Genomic DNA, 17047 nt, shown 5'->3' with positions numbered 1-17047 from the left:
TATGGAAACCAACAAAAATCAACTAACTCCTTGGCAACGTTTTTTAGGATTACTAAAATTAGAAAAAAAAGATATTTTTCAAATTTTTTACTATGCTATTTTTGATGGGCTTGTTGCTCTATCATTACCATTAGGTATACAAGCAATCATTAACCTAATTCAAGGAGCAGAAATATCAACCTCTTGGGTTATTTTAGTAAGTGTTGTAACAGCTGGAGTTATTTTTTCTGGAGCTTTACAACTTATGCAATTAAGAATTATAGAAACCATACAACAAAGAATTTTTACAAGAGCTTCTTTTGAATTAAGTTATCGTTTTCCAAAAATAAAAATGTCAGAATTACGCAATTCTTATCCACCAGAATTAGCCAATCGTTTTTTTGATACCTTAACTATTCAAAAAGGTTTATCAAAAATTTTAATAGATATTCCAACAGCATTATTACAGATTATTTTTGCTTTAATCTTGCTTTCTTTTTATCATTCATTTTTCATCCTTTTTGGTATACTTTTATTGTTATTAATTTTTATTGTGTTTAAATACACTGCAAAAAGAGGTTTACAAACAAGTTTAGATGAATCTAAAATTAAATATAAAGTTGCCCATTGGATACAAGAAGTTGCTAGAACTGTAGTTAGTTTTAAATTGTCTGGTAATACAAATTTAGCCATTCAAAAAAATGATATTTTGGTAGAAAAATATTTAAAAGCTAGAGAAAGTCACTTTAAGGTATTGGTTTTACAATTTATGCAAATGATTGGTTTTAAAGTTATTGTAACTGCCAGCTTATTATTTATTGGAGGTGCTTTGGTTTTAAGCCAAGAAATGAATATCGGGCAATTTGTTGCTGCAGAAATTATTATCCTTTTAGTTATTTCTTCGGTAGAAAAATTAATTATTGGTTTAGAGTCTTTTTATGATGTTTTAACATCAATAGAAAAAATTGGTCAAGTTGTAGATAAAGAACTAGAATCTCAAGAAGGTAACAGACCTATATTTAAAGATGGTATTACTGTAGAATTAGATGATGTTTCTTACGGAGTAGAAAATAGAGAAAAACACATTATAAAAAATGTTTCATTAACATTAAACTCTAAAAGTAGAATTTTAGTAATGGGAGAAAGTGGTGCTGGTAAATCTAGTTTAATTAGATTAATATCTGGTGTTATAGAACCAATTGGAGGACATATTTATGTTAATAATTTATCTTTAGAAAGCTTACATTTAAATCATTACAGATCTCAATTAGGTTTATCTTTTTCTGATGAAACTCCTTTTGAAGGAAGTATAAGAGATAATTTAATTTTTGGAAATAAAAATGTAAGTGATGATCTTATATATGAAGCGTTAGATACTGTTGGTTTAACACAGTTTTTAAAAGAACAATCTCGTGGTTTAGATACAATTTTATATCCAGAAGGAAAACAGGTTTCTTATACAATTTCTAAAAAATTAATTTTAGCAAGAGCCATTATTAAACAACCTAAAATAATGATTTTAGAAGATCCGTTAGATCAATTTAATTTAGATGAAACTGTAAGAATAATTGGTTATTTAACAGATGCTGCAAGGCCTTGGGCATTAATTGTTGTAAGTAGTAAAAAAAGTTGGAGAACCGAGTGTAGCCAAATAATAACATTAGAAAAAGGACAAATTAAATCTATAAATTAATAAACGATGTTAAATATTTCTAACAATCATCAATTAAACAAAAAGGTAGATTTAAAACAATTTAAATCTGGCAAAAAAATATTCTCAAAAAAATATTATAAAGCTTTTAATAAGTTTTTAATAGTATTTTCTGTATTAATCTTAATTATACTCTTTTTACCATGGACACAAAATATATCTGGTAATGGTGTGGTTACTACTTTAACTTTAGAACAAAGACCACAAACTATTCAATCTCAAATACCAGGTAGAATAGAAGAATGGTTTATAAAAGAAGGAGATTATGTTAAAAAAGGAGATACAATTCTTAGAATCTCTGAAGTTAAAAGTGATTATTTTGATAATCAATTAATAGAAAGAACCAACCAACAAATAAATGCAAAATCTTCGTCTGTAGATGCATATAAATTTAAAGTAGATGCTTTAAACAGACAAATTGTTGCTTTAAAACAAGAACGTGTTTTAAAATTAGAACAAACACAAAACAAACTATTACAAGCCAAATTAAAAGTTAAAAGTGATAGTATAGATTTTGAAGCTGCTAAAACCAATATTAAAATAGCAGAAAGACAATATTTAAGAACAGAAACGTTACAAAAAGAAGGTTTAAAAGCCGTAAAAGATGTTGAAGAAAAACGATTAAAACTTCAAGAAACTCAAGCTAAATTAATATCTCAAGAAAATAAATTACTAGCTTCTAAAAACGAAGTTATTAATGCCAAAGTAGAAATTTCTAGAGTAGAAACAAGTTATACAGATAAAATTTCTAAAGCACAAAGCGATAAGTTTACTGCAGAATCTAGTGGTTTTGAGGCAAAAGCACAAGTTTCTAAATTAGAAAACAGCAACAGTAATTACAAAGTAAGAAACAGTCTTTTATATGTTACTGCACCACAAAACGGATACATAAATAAAGCTATTAAAGGTGGTATAGGGGTTACATTTAAAGAAGGTGAAGATTTAGTTGGTATAATGCCTTCTAAATACGATTTAGCTGTAGAAACTTTTGTAAGACCTATAGATTTACCGCTTTTACACTTAAACGAAAAAGTACGTGTACAGTTTGATGGTTGGCCTGCAATTGTTTTTTCTGGTTGGCCTAATGTTTCTTATGGTACATACGGTGCAAAAGTAGTTGCTATAGAAAATTTTATTAGCCCTAACGGAAACTATAGAGTTTTATTAGCACCAGATGAAACAGAAGAAAATTGGCCAGAAGCTATTAGAGTTGGTTCTGGAGCAAAAACAATTGCTCTTTTAGAAGATGTACCTATTTGGTATGAATTATGGAGACAGTTAAACAGCTTCCCTCCTAACTATTACCAACCAACTAATAAAACAGATAACAAGAAAAAATAAAGAAAGTAATTAATTTTTAAATTATTACAGTATGAAAAACTATATTTTAATTCTGTTTTTATTGATGTTATCAAATTTTTCTGCACAAGAAAAAGTAGCCTCAGTAATGACATTATCTGAATATTTAGGATACGTAAAAACCTATCATCCGATTGTTAAACAAGCAAATTTAACAATTAACAACAGCGAAGCTAAATTATTAAAAGCAAGAGGTGCTTTTGATCCTAAGGTTGAAGTAGATTTTGATAAAAAGGAGTTTAAGGATACAGAATATTATAACAAATTAAATGCTGCTTTTAAAATACCAACTTATTATGGATTAGAATTTAAGGCTAATTTTGAAAACAATGATGGTTATTATCTAAATCCAGAAAACACAGTACCAACAGATGGTTTGTATGCTGCTGGTGTTTCTGCTTCTTTGTTAAATGGTTTTTTAATTAATAAAAGAATGGCTTCTTTAAAGCAAGCTAAATTATTTATAAATCAAGCAAAAGAAGATCAGCAAATATTAGTTAATGAAATTTTATACAGTGCTGCTCTGTCTTATTTTAATTGGTTAAAAACATACAATGAAAAAAAAGTATATGAAGATTTTTTAAAAAATGCAGAAATTCGTTTTAAAGGAACAAAAAGTGCTTTCTTAGAAGGAGATAAACCTGCTATAGACACTTTAGAAGCAGGTATTACACTTAACAACAGAAAGCTAAATTTAGAAAAAGCTCGTATAAAATTAATTAAATCTAGTTTAGAAATTTCTACATTTTTATGGTTAAATGACAATACTCCTGTAGAGTTACAAGACCATATAATACCAGATGTAACAGTGTTAGATAAAGTAGACAACACTTTTAATATTGCTTTATTTAATGATGCTAATTTTGACATTAATAATCATCCTAAAATAAAATCTTTAGAATATAAAATACAAAGTTTAAAAGTTGATAAAAACCTAAAGTTAAACAACTTACTACCAAAACTAGACATTCAATATAACTTCTTAACAGAAAAACCTAAAGAATATAATTCTTTTACTTATGATAATTATAAAGCAGCAATTTCTTTTAAATTACCTTTATTTTTAAGAAAAGAAAGAGGTGATTTTAAATTAGCTAAAGTTAAGTTACAAGATGCTGAGTTTACAAATGAAGCTGCAAAAGTTACTATCAAAAATAAAATAAGTGCATTACAACAAGAGTTAACTTCTTTTAAAACACAAAATACATATATTAAAAATATTGTAAGAGATTATGATACTCTTTTAAAAGGCGAAGAACGTAAATTTTTCTTAGGAGAAAGCTCTTTATTTTTAGTAAATTATAGAGAATCTAAGTTAATAGAAACCAAATTGAAAGCAATAGATTTAGAAAATTCATTCTTTAAGGCAAAAGCAGACTTATTTAAAGCAGCTGTAATTAGCATTTTAAATTAAGTTTAATCTGTTTCTTCTAACGTAAAAAAATCATTTACAGGAATATTAAATACTGCAGATAACTTTAAGGCTAAAACAGTAGAAGGTACATATCTATTTTTCTCAATAGAATTAATAGTTTGTCTAGACACTCCTATTTTTTTAGCCAAATCATCTTGCGTTAAATCTAAGATTGCTCTTTGTACTTTTAATGTATTTTTCATTTTACTTATTCATTCTTTTTAATTGCCAAAAAAACAATAACTGAACAATTAACATAAAGAATAAAACCTGAAAATAATCAAAAGATTTTAATTCATCATCTTGATTTAGTAAAACTGCCACTCCATAATTAACCAAAGGTTGTGCTAAAGAATATACAATAGCTACTAAAAAAGCCAACCTATAAGATTGAGAACGCAAACTATCTATAAATTCATCTTCTAGTTTTTCTTTAGATAAAGAAATCAGCAATAAACCAATTAACAATATACCGTGTAAAATTGGTCTTATCCATTCTGAATCTTCTATATATTTTCTTACTATCATTAAAACAAAAGCTCCTATTGCTATTATAAAACCAATCTTTTTAAATTGATTTTCTAACTGAAACTTATTCATTTTTTCTAAATTACTTCTTTCTCTTTCACAAATTGATTGTTTTGACATTATATTTTATTTTACAATTAGACAAACATATTTTATATAATGACAAATATACTTTACATTTATATTTTTTACAAGAATTTTTGTATTTTTAAAAAGACTAACAATTAAAAACTTAACAATATGTCTACAAACATAAATAAACCAGCAAAATCATTTTGGGTTATTAGTATCATCGCTTTAATTTGGAATATATTAGGTGTTATTGCTTATTTAGGTCAAGCTTATATGACAGATGAAATGAAAGCTGCTTTACCACAAGAACAACAAACTTTGTATGAAAATATTCCTTTTTGGGTTACCGCTGCATTTGCAATTGCTGTTTGGGGAGGATTATTAGCTAGTATACTTTTGTTAATGAAAAAATCGATTTCAAAAATTGTGTTTATAATATCTTTAATAGGTATTGTAGTGCAAATGTTTTATAACTTCTTTTTAACTAAAGCAATAGAAGTTTATGGACCTAGCGGAATGATTATGCCAATACTTGTATTAATTTTTGGAATATTTTTAGTTTGGTACACTAAAAAATGTGTCGATGATGGAATTTTATCCTAATTCTAAAAAAAGTAGTTTTATTTTATAAATAAATCGTCTTTAATTTTAGGCAATTGTAATTTATATTTTACAGAAACAACTCTAATACAAATAATTACTAGAGAAGAAATTACAAATATGATATTTTCTGGAATATTAAAAATATGTAGAAATAAATAAGTTATCCCACCTGCCAAACAAGCAGATGCATAAATTTCTTTTTCAAATATTAGTGGAACTTTGTTGGTTAAAATATCACGTAAAACACCACCAAACACAGCAGAAATCACCCCCATAATTAAAGCAATTACAGGGTGTAAATTAAACAATAATCCTTTTTTTAATCCTAATAAAGTAAAAACACTTAAACCAATTGTATCAAACAAAAACATCGTATTACTTAAAGGTGCAATCTTGCTTTTAAATAAAAAAGTTAAAATTACGGCAATAAAAATGGTATATAAATAATTAAGATCTCCAATCCAATTTATTGGATGTGCATTAATTAAAACATCACGTAACATACCGCCACCAACTGCAGTAACAAACGCAATAATAACAACGCCAAATAAATCAAACTTTTTATCTGAAGCCACTAAAGCACCACTAATTGCAAATGCAAAAGTGCCTAAAATATCTAAAATATAAATAAGTGTCATTTATATTTATTTTAAAATTTAATTAAACTGTAACTTCAGAAAACTTAATATTCAATTCTTTTTGTAATTGATGTATTTTTTCTAGTTCTGATGGTAAAATAAAAGCTAAAGAAACACCCGTTTTACCTGCTCTTGCCGTTCTACCACTTCTATGTGTATAATATTCTAATTGTTCTGGTAATTGATGATGAATTACAAATTCTAATCCGTTTACATCAATTCCACGTGCAGATACATCTGTAGAAACCAAGTATTGTAAAGTTTCTTTTTTAAAAGCACGCATTACTTTATCGCGTTCTTTTTGTTGCATATCTCCTTCTAATGCAGCGGCAGAAAATCCTTCTTCAATTAAAAAACTGGCTAAACTTTGTGCACCGGCTTTTGTTCTACAAAAAATAATACCTCTTTGATCTTGCCTTTTTTCTAAGAAAGTAACAATATCTCCTACTTTTTCTTTTAAAGTAGTTTTTGCAAAATGATGACGAATATTAGCATTTACCAAAGAGCTTCTATTAATTTCTACTCTTGGTGCGTTCGCATCCATATATGTTTTTACAATTCTTTTAATTTCATCTGGCATTGTAGCAGAAAACAACCATGTTTTTCTATCTGTTTTAGTTGTAAACTTTAAGATTCTATTTAAATCTTGTTTAAAACCCATGCTTAACATTTCATCAGCTTCATCTAAAACAACTGTTTTTACATGACTAATATCTACACTACCTCTTTCTATTAAATCTATTAATCTACCAGGAGTTGCTACAACAATATGTGTAGTTCTCTTAAGATTATTCATTTGTCGGTCTATTTTTTCTCCACCAAAAACAGCTTCTACAAAAATTCTGTCTTCATTATATTTAGTAAACTTAAATAATTGCTTTTTTATTTGTTGAACCAACTCTCTTGTAGGAGATAAAATTAATGCTTGTATATTATCTGACTTAGCATCTATTTTGGTTAAAATAGGTAAACCAAAAGCAGCCGTTTTACCAGTACCTGTTTGGGCTAAACCAATAAAATCTGTACTTCCTTTTAATAAAACTGGTATTGCTTTTTCTTGAATTTCTGTAGGAGCTTTTATTCCTAATTCTTTAATAGCTTTTATATAATTTTTATGGATTCCTAGAGTAGAAAAAGTAGACATTGTAAATTGTATTTTTTTGCAAAGATACTTTTATTTAGATGGTTGTAATACTTTTAAAACATTTTCTCTAATTCTTGTTGGTTTAAATGTTTTAGAATTTAACATTAACCAAACTGTTTTAGCTTTTACTAATAAATCATCTTTTTTATAAAACTCCATAAATCTTACAGAAGTTACACCTTTGGTTTCTCCTACCCAAGTTTTTACAGTTATTTCATCTCCTAAACCTGCTTGTTTTAAATAGTCTATCTCGTGCCTCATAACTACCCAAACATATTGTGGTAAAGGGTTTTCTTTAGTTAAAAAAGACCAATGTTTTGTTGCAATATCATCCATCCATTTTACATAAACTAAGTTATTTACGTGTTGTAAATTGTCTATATCTTCTGATGAAACTTTAATGGTAAGTGTAAAAATATCTTTCAATTTAATCAATTTTAACAAACATAAAAACTTTATGATATTTATAACAATTAATCACAAAATATTTACACACAACTTGGTTTTAATGCTGATATTTGCGCAATCTTATGACAGAATCAGCTAACAAATTAGGAACAGAAAAAATTAGTAAGTTATTAATTAAACAAGCAGGACCCGCTACAATTGGTATTCTTGTAATGTCTTTAAACATGATTGTTGATACTATTTTTGTAGGTCAATGGATTGGTGTTTTGGCAATTGCAGCAATTACAGTGGTTTTACCAATTGCTTTTTTAATTTCTTCTATAGGAATGGGAATTGGTATTGGAGGAAGTTCTATAATTTCTAGATCTTTAGGTGCCGGTAATTCTAGTAAAGCTTTTTTAACTTTTGGTAATCAGGTATTTTTAACTGTAATCTTAGCAATAACTTTTGTAATTATTGGTAACTTTTTTAGTGTACCCATTTTAAATTTATTTGGTGCAAAAGGAGATATTTTACCAATAGCATCAGAATATTTTAAGGTAATTATTTATGGTGTTCCGTTTTTAGCCTTTGCTATGATGGGTAACCCTGTAATTAGAGCAGAAGGTAAACCAAAGTTTGCCATGTATGCAATGATGGTACCTGCAGTTTTAAATGTTGTTTTAGACATTATTTTTATTAAATTTTTTAATTGGGGAATGTGGGGTGCTGGTTTGGCTACTTCTTTTTCTTACATGAGCTGTGGTTTGTATATTTTATATTTCTTTTTATCATCTAAAAGCGAATTAAAAATTATTCCTAAAAACTTTAAATTAGATGCTAAAATTGTTAGAGAAATAGTAGAACTTGGTGGTGTTTCTGTTGTAAGACAAGGCGCTATTAGTGTGTTAATGATTGTTTTAAATTATTCTCTTTTTAAATATGGTGGAGAAATCTCTATTTCTGTTTACGGAGTAATTAATAGAGTTATGATGTTTGCTTACTCGCCAGTAATGGGTGTTTCACAAGGTTTTTTGCCTGTAGCAGGATATAATATTGGTGCTAAAAAAAATGATAGAGTAAAAGAAACTATTAAAAAATCTGTTTTATTTGGTACGTTATTAGGTACTATTATATTTATTGGAATTTTAATATTTAAAGTAGAAATTATACGAATTTTTACGGATGATGTTACCCTTTTAGAAAACACACCAAATGCAATGCTAATTGTGTTTTTAGCAACACCTATTGTAACCATGCAATTAGTCGGTTCTGCTTACTTTCAAGCGTCAGGAAAATCTTTACCAGCTTTATTTTTAACGCTTTTAAAACAAGGAGTTTTCTTAATCCCGTTAGCATATATTTTACCTAAATATTACGGTGTTACAGGTGTTTGGTGGTCTTTTCCTATTGCAGATATTTTTTCTACTCTTATTACTGTTATTGTTTTAAAACGTGAAGTTGATAAGAATTTAAAATAATTTTTAAAAAAATTAAAATAATGATTATTTTTTCAATTATTTATTATTAAAGCAGTATTAACATTTCTTTATTAATTAAATATTTTAGAAATTAGATATTTGATTTTTAATCATTTAAAAAATGAAAAAAAGTTTAGTAATTATCTTTCTATCCACTTATTGTTTAAATTATTCACAGAACATAATTTCTAGTGATAAGAAAATTGAGAATTTAATTCAAATTTGGGGATTGCTCAAATATAAACATCCCAATGTTAGTAAAGGTAACTTTGATTTTGATAAAGAGTTTATAAAACAGTATGATAAAATAAAAACAATTAAAACCCAAGAAGAACTAAATGCTGAATTCTTAAATTGGATTATATGTTTAAATTCTGAAAAAGAAAAAATAAAAACAAATAAAAAAAAGAAAGAATTATTTGCTAAAAATGAAGATTACTCTTGGATAATAAGTTCTAATTTTAGTGAAAAATTAATTGAAATACTTACACTGTTAAAAGATAATTCCAACTTTGGTAAATACTATTCTTTTGTTAATAAAATGTCTAGTACTGTTAACTTTAATAACGATAAAGAGCTTCCTAATTTCGATGCAAAAAAAGAAAGTCATCGTTTTTTGTTTTTAGCATCTTTTTGGAATAAAATGAGGTATTGGAACGTAAATATATATTTAACTGAGACAAAATGGAATAAAGTTTTACAAGAAGTTATTCCTGATTTTTATCATTATGATAAAACTAAATACCAATTGGCAAAAGATAAATTATTTTCTAGATTAAATGATTCTCACGCAAATTATAATTACAGCTCACTATATAAAAATCCTAATAGAAAATTTTCTCTTTATGGTGGAAGAATAATCAATGATACTTTAATTATAAATAAAGTTTTTAATCAAGAATTTGCAAAACTAGAAGGAATAGAATTAGGAGATCTTATTTATTCTATAAATGGAAAAAAAATAAATGATTATTATAATGATAAATTTTCTAATAGTATCAGTACATCAAATAAAAACTATCTAAAAGCTATTTTAGAAAAGTCATATTTATTGTCAGAAACTAAGGATTCTTTAAAAATTAGTTTAATGAAAAAAAATGGTCAAATTAAACAACAGAATATTAAGCTTTATAAATTTTCTAAAAAAATATATAAACCAAAATCTATATTAGATACTTTATCAACTATAAAATGGATAAAAATCAAAGAAAACATAGGCTACATTAACCTACACAAAATTAATAAATTAGAAGTTGAAAATGCTTTTAAAGCATTTAAAAACACTAAAGGGATTATTTTAGATTTACGCAATTACCCACAAAGCTTGAATACAAATGATATTAGTTCTTTTTTATATCCAAAGAAAAAAGTATTCATAAAAATTCTCACTGCTTACTCGCCTTCTATAGGTAAATATGATACTCAATCTGCATTAAAAATCATTAAAAATCCTTTTGTAGCGGGTAAAAACAATAAAGAATTTTACAAAGGAAAAGTTATTCTGTTAGTAGATAGAAATACTGCAAGTAAAGCTGAATTTTTTGCTATGTCTATTCAGAGCTCTCCAAATTGTACTACTATAGGTGAACAAACTTTTGGAGCAATTATGAATAGAAACGAAATTCTTTTAAAAGATAAAACTAAAATTGATTTTACTTCTGTAGGAGCATTTTACCCTGATAATACTAATGCTCAAAGAAAAGGATTAAAAATTGATTTCAAAGTTCAAGAAAAAGCAAAAAAATATAATGTTTATAAATATATTGATGAAGCTATAAAGCTTATTGAAGAAAAATAATATTTTTTTTAAATAATAGATTCTCCGTTTAAATTAGTCGTTAAAACATCGCTAAATAAATTAAAAAACGGACGTAAAGCTTTATAACTTTTATCTATTTCTTCTAAAAAGTTAGGTGATAAAACTTCTGCATCTGTAAAATTTCTAACAGCTATAAATGCTTTTTTTCGTATTAAATCTATGTCTTTATGTTCTTTATCAAAACCTCTTGGGGCAGATTTTAATTCATCTCCTTCAAACTTACCTCCAAAATATTTTATAAAATTTTTATCTTCTAAAATTTCTCTAAATTCAAAAGCATCTTGTTCTATTTCTTTTCTTAATCTTAATAAATCTTCTTTATTAGGTTCCCAAAACCCACCAGCTAAAAAAGATTCTCCTCCGGGTCTTATTCTTAAATAATAACCACCTCTTAATTCTTTACCAAGTCTAGAAAAAGAACCAGCAAAATGTGGTTTATAAGGTGTTTTATCTTTAGAAAACCTTACATCTCTGTAAATTCTAAACAATTTAAATTTATCAATTTCATCATGCTTTTCTAAGTTTTCTCTTACAGCAGCATACAGTTCTTTGGCATTGTTTTGTGCTTTTATAAAAGTAGGTTTGGTATCTGCAAACCAATCTCTAGTATTATTCTTTTTTAAATCTTTTAAGTATTGAAAGCTCGATTTTTCGAATTGCATTTTAATTTAATTTGATAAATTTTAAAAGTTGAAGTTACAAAATAGATTTGTAACTTCGAATTTGAAATGCATCAAAAAAACAAAGATATTCAAAAACGATATGAAGGTTTTTTACAAACAAATTGTTTGTGGAAAAATGATGTGGTTTATAATTTACACCAATTTAAAATTGATGTAAAATCAACAAAAATTGCAATAGAAATTGATGAGAAATTACGTTTAGGTAAATATATAGAACGTTTTGTTTCTTATCAATTACAACAAGATAATAGTATTAAAATACTTTGTGAAAACATTCAGATTCAGAAAGAAAAAATTACGTTAGGAGAGTTAGATTGTATCATCAAAAAAAATGAAAAACCAATTCATTTAGAAGTTATTTATAAGTTTTATTTGTATGATGATACTGTTGGTTTTTCTGAAATTGAACATTTTATTGGGCCAAATAGAAAAGATTCTTTAATAGAAAAATTAAAGAAGTTACATGATAAACAGTTGCCACTTCTCTACTCTACAGAATGTGTAAATTATTTAAAAACAATTCATTTAAAGGCAGATAAAATAGCCCAACAAGTTTATTTTAAAGGACAATTATTTATGCCTTTATCAAAAATAAATAAGAAATTAGAAATTTTAAATTCTGATGCTATTACAGGTTTTTACATCAACCAAAAAGAAATCAATTTATTTAAAAATGATAGATTTTTTATTCCGAAAAAAAAAGACTGGATTATACAACCTCATCAAAATGTAAATTGGTTAAATTTTGATGACTTTAAAAATGAAACAAACCAATATTTAGAAAGAAAGTTTTCTCCACTTTGTTGGATAAAATTGAATAACGGAGAAATAAAAAAAATCTTTTTTGTTTGGTGGACATAAAAAAAGGAACTCTAAATTGAGTTCCTTTTTTTATTATTTGTAAATTATAAATTAATTCACTTTTTGCACATCAGATTTAGAAGCTTTATTCCAAATTTTAATTTCATCATCTTCTGTAACACCCTCTAAAACTTCTACGTTTACACCATCTGAAGTACCTAGTTTTAAAATTTTCTTTTCAAAAGTACCTTCACCAGTTTTAACTTCTACATAAGGCTCTTCTGTATCTTTATCAAATTTTAATAAAGCTTCTTTTATAGATAAAACGCTGTCTTTTTTCTCTAAAATAATATCTGCATTTGCACTGTAACCTGCTCTAATAAAAAACTTATCATCTAAAGAAAGATCTGCTTTAATTGTAAACTGTACAGCACCATTTTCTTCGGTTCCTTTAGGAGCAATAAAATTTAATTTTGCCGGAAATTTCTTATCTTCTATAGCACCAATAGAAACTTCTATATCTGTGTTATTTACTAATTTACCTACTTCAGACTCATCTACTTTACCTTCAAAAATCATTTTATTCATATCTGCAATAGATGCGATAGTTGTACCTTCATTAAAATTATTAGAAGGTATTACTTGGTCTCCTTCTTTAACAGGTATTTCTAAAATAGTACCAGACATTTGTGCAATTACATTTGTATTTGCTGTTGTACTAGAACTAGAAGAACCTTTTTTAATTATTTGATAATTATTTTGTGCGTTTTTAAGGTCTTGTTTTGCTTGATTGTAAGTTAATTCTATAGCTTCAAAATCTGATCTAGAAATAACACCTTTTTCAAATAAGCTTTTGTTTCTCTTGTAAGAAATTTCTGCATTATTTAAACCAATTTTAATATTATCTATGCTTCCTTTTGCACTTATTAAAGTTTGCTCATCTGGCACAACTCTTACGGTTGCTATTAAATCTCCTTTTTTAACTTCTGCTCCTTCTAACAATAAAATTTTATCAATTATACCTCCTATTTGTGGTTTAATTTCTATTTCTTCTAAAGGAGTAACAGTACCTGTTGCAACAGTTTTCTTAACTATTGTTGTTTTAAAAGGTTTTTCTGTTTCGAATTCTAAAATACTTTTCTTATTCTTTTTACCGAACCATATAAGTGCGGCTAAAAATAATACTCCTATTACAATTAAAATGATCTTTGCTCTTTTACTCATGATTGATTTGTTGATTATTTTATTCTTCTCTTAATGCTTCTATTGGTTTTACTACTGTTGCTATATGTGCTGGTATTAAACCGATTAAAGTACCTAACACTATTAATGTTACAAATGCTATTAAAATAATTGGTATGTTTACTGTTGGGTTTATTAATGGAATATCATCATTATTACTTACTGCTGCATCAATAAAAAACAAGATTAAACTTCCAAAAATTATACCTAGCATACCTGCTACTGTTGTTAAAAAAACAGATTCTAATATAATTTGCTGTCTTATACTTTTAGGAGTTGCACCTATAGCTCTTCTAATACCAATCTCTTTTGTACGTTCTTTTACGGTAATTAATAAGATATTACCAATTGCAAAAACACCTGCAATTAATGTAGCAATACCTACAAACCAAGTTAAAAATTGCATACCTGTTAAAAAGCCAGTTACTTTACCTATTTCTTTCCCTAAGTTTACACTACCAAAAGCTCTTTCATCATCTGGATGTACCTTATGCAAACCTTTTAAAGTAAGTAAAATATCTTTTTCCATCTGCTCTATATTAGTACCTTCATTAGCAGTAATCATCATCCAATCTACCTTATTTGCTGTATTGTATACTTTTTTAAAAGTACTAAATGGAATATAAGCACAGTCTCCATCAAAATTTACAGTATTAGAAGGTTCGTAAACTCCAACAACCTTATAACCAATGCTATTAATCTTAATATATTGTCCTATTGGATTTTCATCAATTTCAAACAATTGTTTATACATATCTTCAGATATAACTGCAACTTTTGCTATTGATAGTATGTCATTTTCATTTAAAAAACGGCCATAGATAAGTTTCTTTTTCTGAATTTGATCTAAAACTGGATAATCTCCACTTACTTGAAAAGTACCAGATTGAAAATCTTTAATAATTAAATTACTCGTTTGGTTTCTTGGTGCTAATAATTTAATTTCTTTAGAATATTCAGACTTTAATACCTCAATATCATTCATTGTTAAACTAAACTGTCTTCCTTTTTGAAAACCTTTAAAAGGCGTATCTGTAGACTGTGTCCAAACAAAAACACTGTTTGTTGCAAAATCTCCAAATAATTTATTAAAGCCGTTTTCCATTCCTCTTGCAGCACCTAATAAAACAACTAATAAGAAAATACCCCAAAGAACACCAATAATTGTAATACCAGTTCTTAATTTATTTTTACGAATACTTCCGTAAATTTCTTGCCAACTATCTGAATCGAATAAAAATTTCATAATTAATCTGCTCTTAATGCTACAATAGGTTTAATATTTGCTGCTTTTTTAGCAGGTAAATAACCTGCAATTAACCCAGAAATAATTAAAACAAACGTTGCCCCTATTACAATTCCTGGACTTACACTTGGGTCTTTTATAAAATAATCTTCTTCTAAACTATTACCTATTAGGCTTAAAATATATGTACCTAAAGAAAGACCTACATAACCTGCTATTGTTGTTATTAAAACAGATTCTTGTACAACCATTGCAACAATAGATGATGGTTTTGCACCTAATGCTTTTCTTATTCCAAATTCTTTGGTTCTTTCTTTTATTACAAAAATCATAATATTAGAAATACCTATAATACCTGCAACTAAAGTACCAGAACCTATTAAAATTACTATTCCGTATAAAATACCCATAAACTGCCCAATTCCTTTATTAGCCTCTGCCATATTTCTTACAGAAAGTGCACTTTGGTCGTCTGGGTGAATATTCATTTTACTACGTAAATCGCGTTCCATTTTATTACCAAAAGCAATGGCTTCATCTAAATTTAAGTTTGGGTTATAACCTAAAGCGATCTGGCTTATGTAATCGTTATTACCATACATAATTTGCGCCGTAGATAATGGTATAAAAGCTTTTCTTTCTTCATTATCTCCTCCATCATCAGAAAAAATACCGATTACTAAAAAAGAGCTTCCATTAACATTTACTCTTTTTCCTAAAGCTGGTCTTGCACCAAATAAATCTTCTTTTAACAATCTACCAATAACAATAGATTTGGTTTTTTCTCTAATATCTCTTTCATTAATGTATCTACCTTCATCCATGATTGTTTTTTCTAAAAACTGATGATCTGGATTTACAGCCATTACACTATAAGAATTGGCTTCGTTTTTATACTTAATGGTAAAATTTTTAAAGATTCTGGCAGATTTGTACTGTATTTCACTATCATACTCATCTGCAATATAATTGTAATCTTTATTTTTAAGTTGTACTGTTCTACCTGTTTGTAATCCTTTATATGGTTTAGATGTTTTCCATACACGAATAAACATAGAGTTTTGTGCATCATCTGCAAAAGCTCCTTTAAACGAATTACTTAAACCACTAACAACACCAAACAGTAAAGTAAAAAGTAAAATGGCAAATGCTACTGTAAAACCAGACATTACAGAACGTAATCTGTTTTTATTAATACTTTGAAATATTTCTCTCCAACGATCTAAATCAAACATAATTAAATGGCTTTAGCTTTTCCTATAGCTGTAATTTCATCACTTATAATTAAGCCATCTTTTAAACGTACTACTCTTTTTGTTTGTTCTGCAACTTCTTCTTCATGGGTAATAACAAAAACCGTCATTCCTTCATCATTAATATCTTTTAACAAATCCATTACAGAATCTGTGGTTGTAGAGTCTAATGCTCCTGTTGGCTCATCTGCTAAAACTACTTTGGGTTTTGTGGCTAAAGCTCTTGCAATGGCAACACGTTGTTTTTGACCTCCAGAAAGCTCGTTAGGTAAGTGATTAGCCCAATCTTTTAAACCTACTTTATCTAGGTATTCTAAAGCAATTTCTAAACGCTCTTTTCTTGCCATTCCTTTATAATATAAAGGTAAAGCAACGTTTTCTAAAGCCGTTTTGTATGAAATTAAGTTAAAAGACTGAAAAATAAAACCTAAAAATTTATTACGTAATAAAGCCGCTTTTTTCTCGTTTAATTTATCAATAAGCTGACCGTTAAGATAATATTTACCTTCATCGTGTTCATCTAACAAACCTACAATATTTAAAAGTGTCGATTTTCCTGAACCAGAAGATCCCATAATAGAAACAAATTCACCTTCTTTTATATGCAAATCAATTCCTTTTAAAACATGTAAAGAATCTTTACCTATCGGATAAGATTTATGTAATTTTTCTATTTTAATCATTCTT

17 protein-coding genes are annotated in these 17047 nt (G+C 27.0%); 7 read left to right on the top strand and 10 right to left on the bottom strand.

The window, feature by feature from the left end:
• The first annotated feature begins 1 nt into the window (after window position 1).
• Genes KI686_RS10035 through KI686_RS10025 form a run of 3 tightly spaced genes read left to right on the top strand, consistent with a single transcriptional unit; the run spans window position 2 to window position 4463 of the window.
• Complete coding sequence (locus KI686_RS10035; RefSeq protein ID WP_237589153.1) at window positions 2–1672, top strand: peptidase domain-containing ABC transporter; 1671 nt, start codon at window positions 2–4, stop codon at window positions 1670–1672.
• Between the two features lie 6 nt (window positions 1673–1678).
• Window positions 1679–3031 (top strand): HlyD family secretion protein, encoded by a 1353-nt coding sequence (locus KI686_RS10030; protein WP_237589152.1) that lies wholly within the window; start codon window positions 1679–1681, stop codon window positions 3029–3031.
• A 31-nt stretch (window positions 3032–3062) separates the two neighbouring features.
• The gene (locus KI686_RS10025; RefSeq protein WP_237589151.1) at window positions 3063–4463 is read left to right on the top strand and encodes a TolC family protein; all 1401 of its coding nucleotides are present in this window, start codon (window positions 3063–3065) and stop codon (window positions 4461–4463) included.
• Window positions 4464–4465: 2 nt separating this feature from the next.
• Here the strand turns inward: KI686_RS10025 and KI686_RS10020 are convergent, their stop codons facing one another.
• Window positions 4466–4666 (bottom strand): helix-turn-helix transcriptional regulator, encoded by a 201-nt coding sequence (locus KI686_RS10020; RefSeq protein ID WP_237589150.1) that lies wholly within the window; start codon window positions 4664–4666, stop codon window positions 4466–4468.
• Between the two features lies 1 nt (window position 4667).
• Window positions 4668–5111 carry a hypothetical protein gene (locus tag KI686_RS10015; protein ID WP_237589149.1) on the bottom strand — a complete coding sequence of 148 codons (444 nt, stop codon included), beginning with the start codon at window positions 5109–5111 and terminating at the stop codon, window positions 4668–4670.
• 120 nt (window positions 5112–5231) lie between these two features.
• Between KI686_RS10015 and KI686_RS10010 the strand changes: the two genes are divergently transcribed.
• Window positions 5232–5666: a hypothetical protein gene (locus tag KI686_RS10010; protein WP_237589148.1), complete on the top strand. Its 435-nt coding sequence runs from the start codon at window positions 5232–5234 to the stop codon at window positions 5664–5666.
• Window positions 5667–5683: 17 nt separating this feature from the next.
• On the opposite strand, the gene KI686_RS10005 is transcribed toward KI686_RS10010, so the two are convergent.
• The 3 genes from KI686_RS10005 to KI686_RS09995 are packed head-to-tail and all read right to left on the bottom strand — an operon-like array spanning window position 5684 to window position 7874.
• On the bottom strand, window positions 5684–6304 hold the full coding sequence (locus KI686_RS10005) for a trimeric intracellular cation channel family protein (RefSeq protein WP_237589147.1): 621 nt from the start codon (window positions 6302–6304) through the stop codon (window positions 5684–5686).
• 22 nt (window positions 6305–6326) lie between these two features.
• The gene (locus tag KI686_RS10000) at window positions 6327–7448 is read right to left on the bottom strand and encodes a DEAD/DEAH box helicase (protein WP_237589146.1); all 1122 of its coding nucleotides are present in this window, start codon (window positions 7446–7448) and stop codon (window positions 6327–6329) included.
• 30 nt (window positions 7449–7478) lie between these two features.
• Entirely contained in the window at window positions 7479–7874 is a 396-nt protein-coding gene (locus KI686_RS09995) for an acyl-CoA thioesterase (protein WP_237589145.1), read from the bottom strand.
• Window positions 7875–7978: 104 nt separating this feature from the next.
• On the opposite strand from KI686_RS09995, the gene KI686_RS09990 reads away from it, so the two are divergent.
• Together KI686_RS09990 and KI686_RS09985 are read left to right on the top strand one after the other, a co-directional pair.
• Window positions 7979–9316 (top strand): MATE family efflux transporter, encoded by a 1338-nt coding sequence (locus tag KI686_RS09990; RefSeq protein ID WP_237589144.1) that lies wholly within the window; start codon window positions 7979–7981, stop codon window positions 9314–9316.
• A 121-nt stretch (window positions 9317–9437) separates the two neighbouring features.
• Entirely contained in the window at window positions 9438–11114 is a 1677-nt protein-coding gene (locus tag KI686_RS09985) for a S41 family peptidase (RefSeq protein ID WP_237589143.1), read from the top strand.
• An 8-nt stretch (window positions 11115–11122) separates the two neighbouring features.
• Here the strand turns inward: KI686_RS09985 and KI686_RS09980 are convergent, their stop codons facing one another.
• Window positions 11123–11797 carry a DUF2461 domain-containing protein gene (locus KI686_RS09980; protein ID WP_237589142.1) on the bottom strand — a complete coding sequence of 225 codons (675 nt, stop codon included), beginning with the start codon at window positions 11795–11797 and terminating at the stop codon, window positions 11123–11125.
• A 66-nt stretch (window positions 11798–11863) separates the two neighbouring features.
• On the opposite strand from KI686_RS09980, the gene KI686_RS09975 reads away from it, so the two are divergent.
• Window positions 11864–12679 (top strand): DUF1853 family protein, encoded by an 816-nt coding sequence (locus KI686_RS09975; protein ID WP_237589141.1) that lies wholly within the window; start codon window positions 11864–11866, stop codon window positions 12677–12679.
• A gap of 51 nt (window positions 12680–12730) precedes the next feature.
• On the opposite strand, the gene KI686_RS09970 is transcribed toward KI686_RS09975, so the two are convergent.
• Genes KI686_RS09970 through KI686_RS09955 form a run of 4 tightly spaced genes read right to left on the bottom strand, consistent with a single transcriptional unit; the run spans window position 12731 to window position 17043 of the window.
• Window positions 12731–13843, bottom strand: coding sequence for an efflux RND transporter periplasmic adaptor subunit (locus KI686_RS09970; protein ID WP_237589140.1), 1113 nt, complete (start codon window positions 13841–13843; stop codon window positions 12731–12733).
• Between the two features lie 19 nt (window positions 13844–13862).
• A complete protein-coding gene (locus tag KI686_RS09965) occupies window positions 13863–15107 on the bottom strand; it encodes an ABC transporter permease (protein WP_237589139.1) in 1245 nt (414 codons plus the stop codon).
• A 2-nt stretch (window positions 15108–15109) separates the two neighbouring features.
• Window positions 15110–16342, bottom strand: coding sequence for an ABC transporter permease (locus tag KI686_RS09960; RefSeq protein ID WP_237589138.1), 1233 nt, complete (start codon window positions 16340–16342; stop codon window positions 15110–15112).
• Between the two features lie 2 nt (window positions 16343–16344).
• On the bottom strand, window positions 16345–17043 hold the full coding sequence (locus KI686_RS09955) for an ABC transporter ATP-binding protein (protein ID WP_237589137.1): 699 nt from the start codon (window positions 17041–17043) through the stop codon (window positions 16345–16347).
• Window positions 17044–17047 lie beyond the last annotated feature (4 nt).

The sequence above is a fragment of the Polaribacter sargassicola genome, assembly GCF_021991835.1.
In the GTDB taxonomy this organism is placed as follows: Bacteria; Bacteroidota; Bacteroidia; order Flavobacteriales; family Flavobacteriaceae; genus Polaribacter; species Polaribacter sargassicola.
This window is presented reverse-complemented; position numbering and strand designations above follow the sequence as displayed.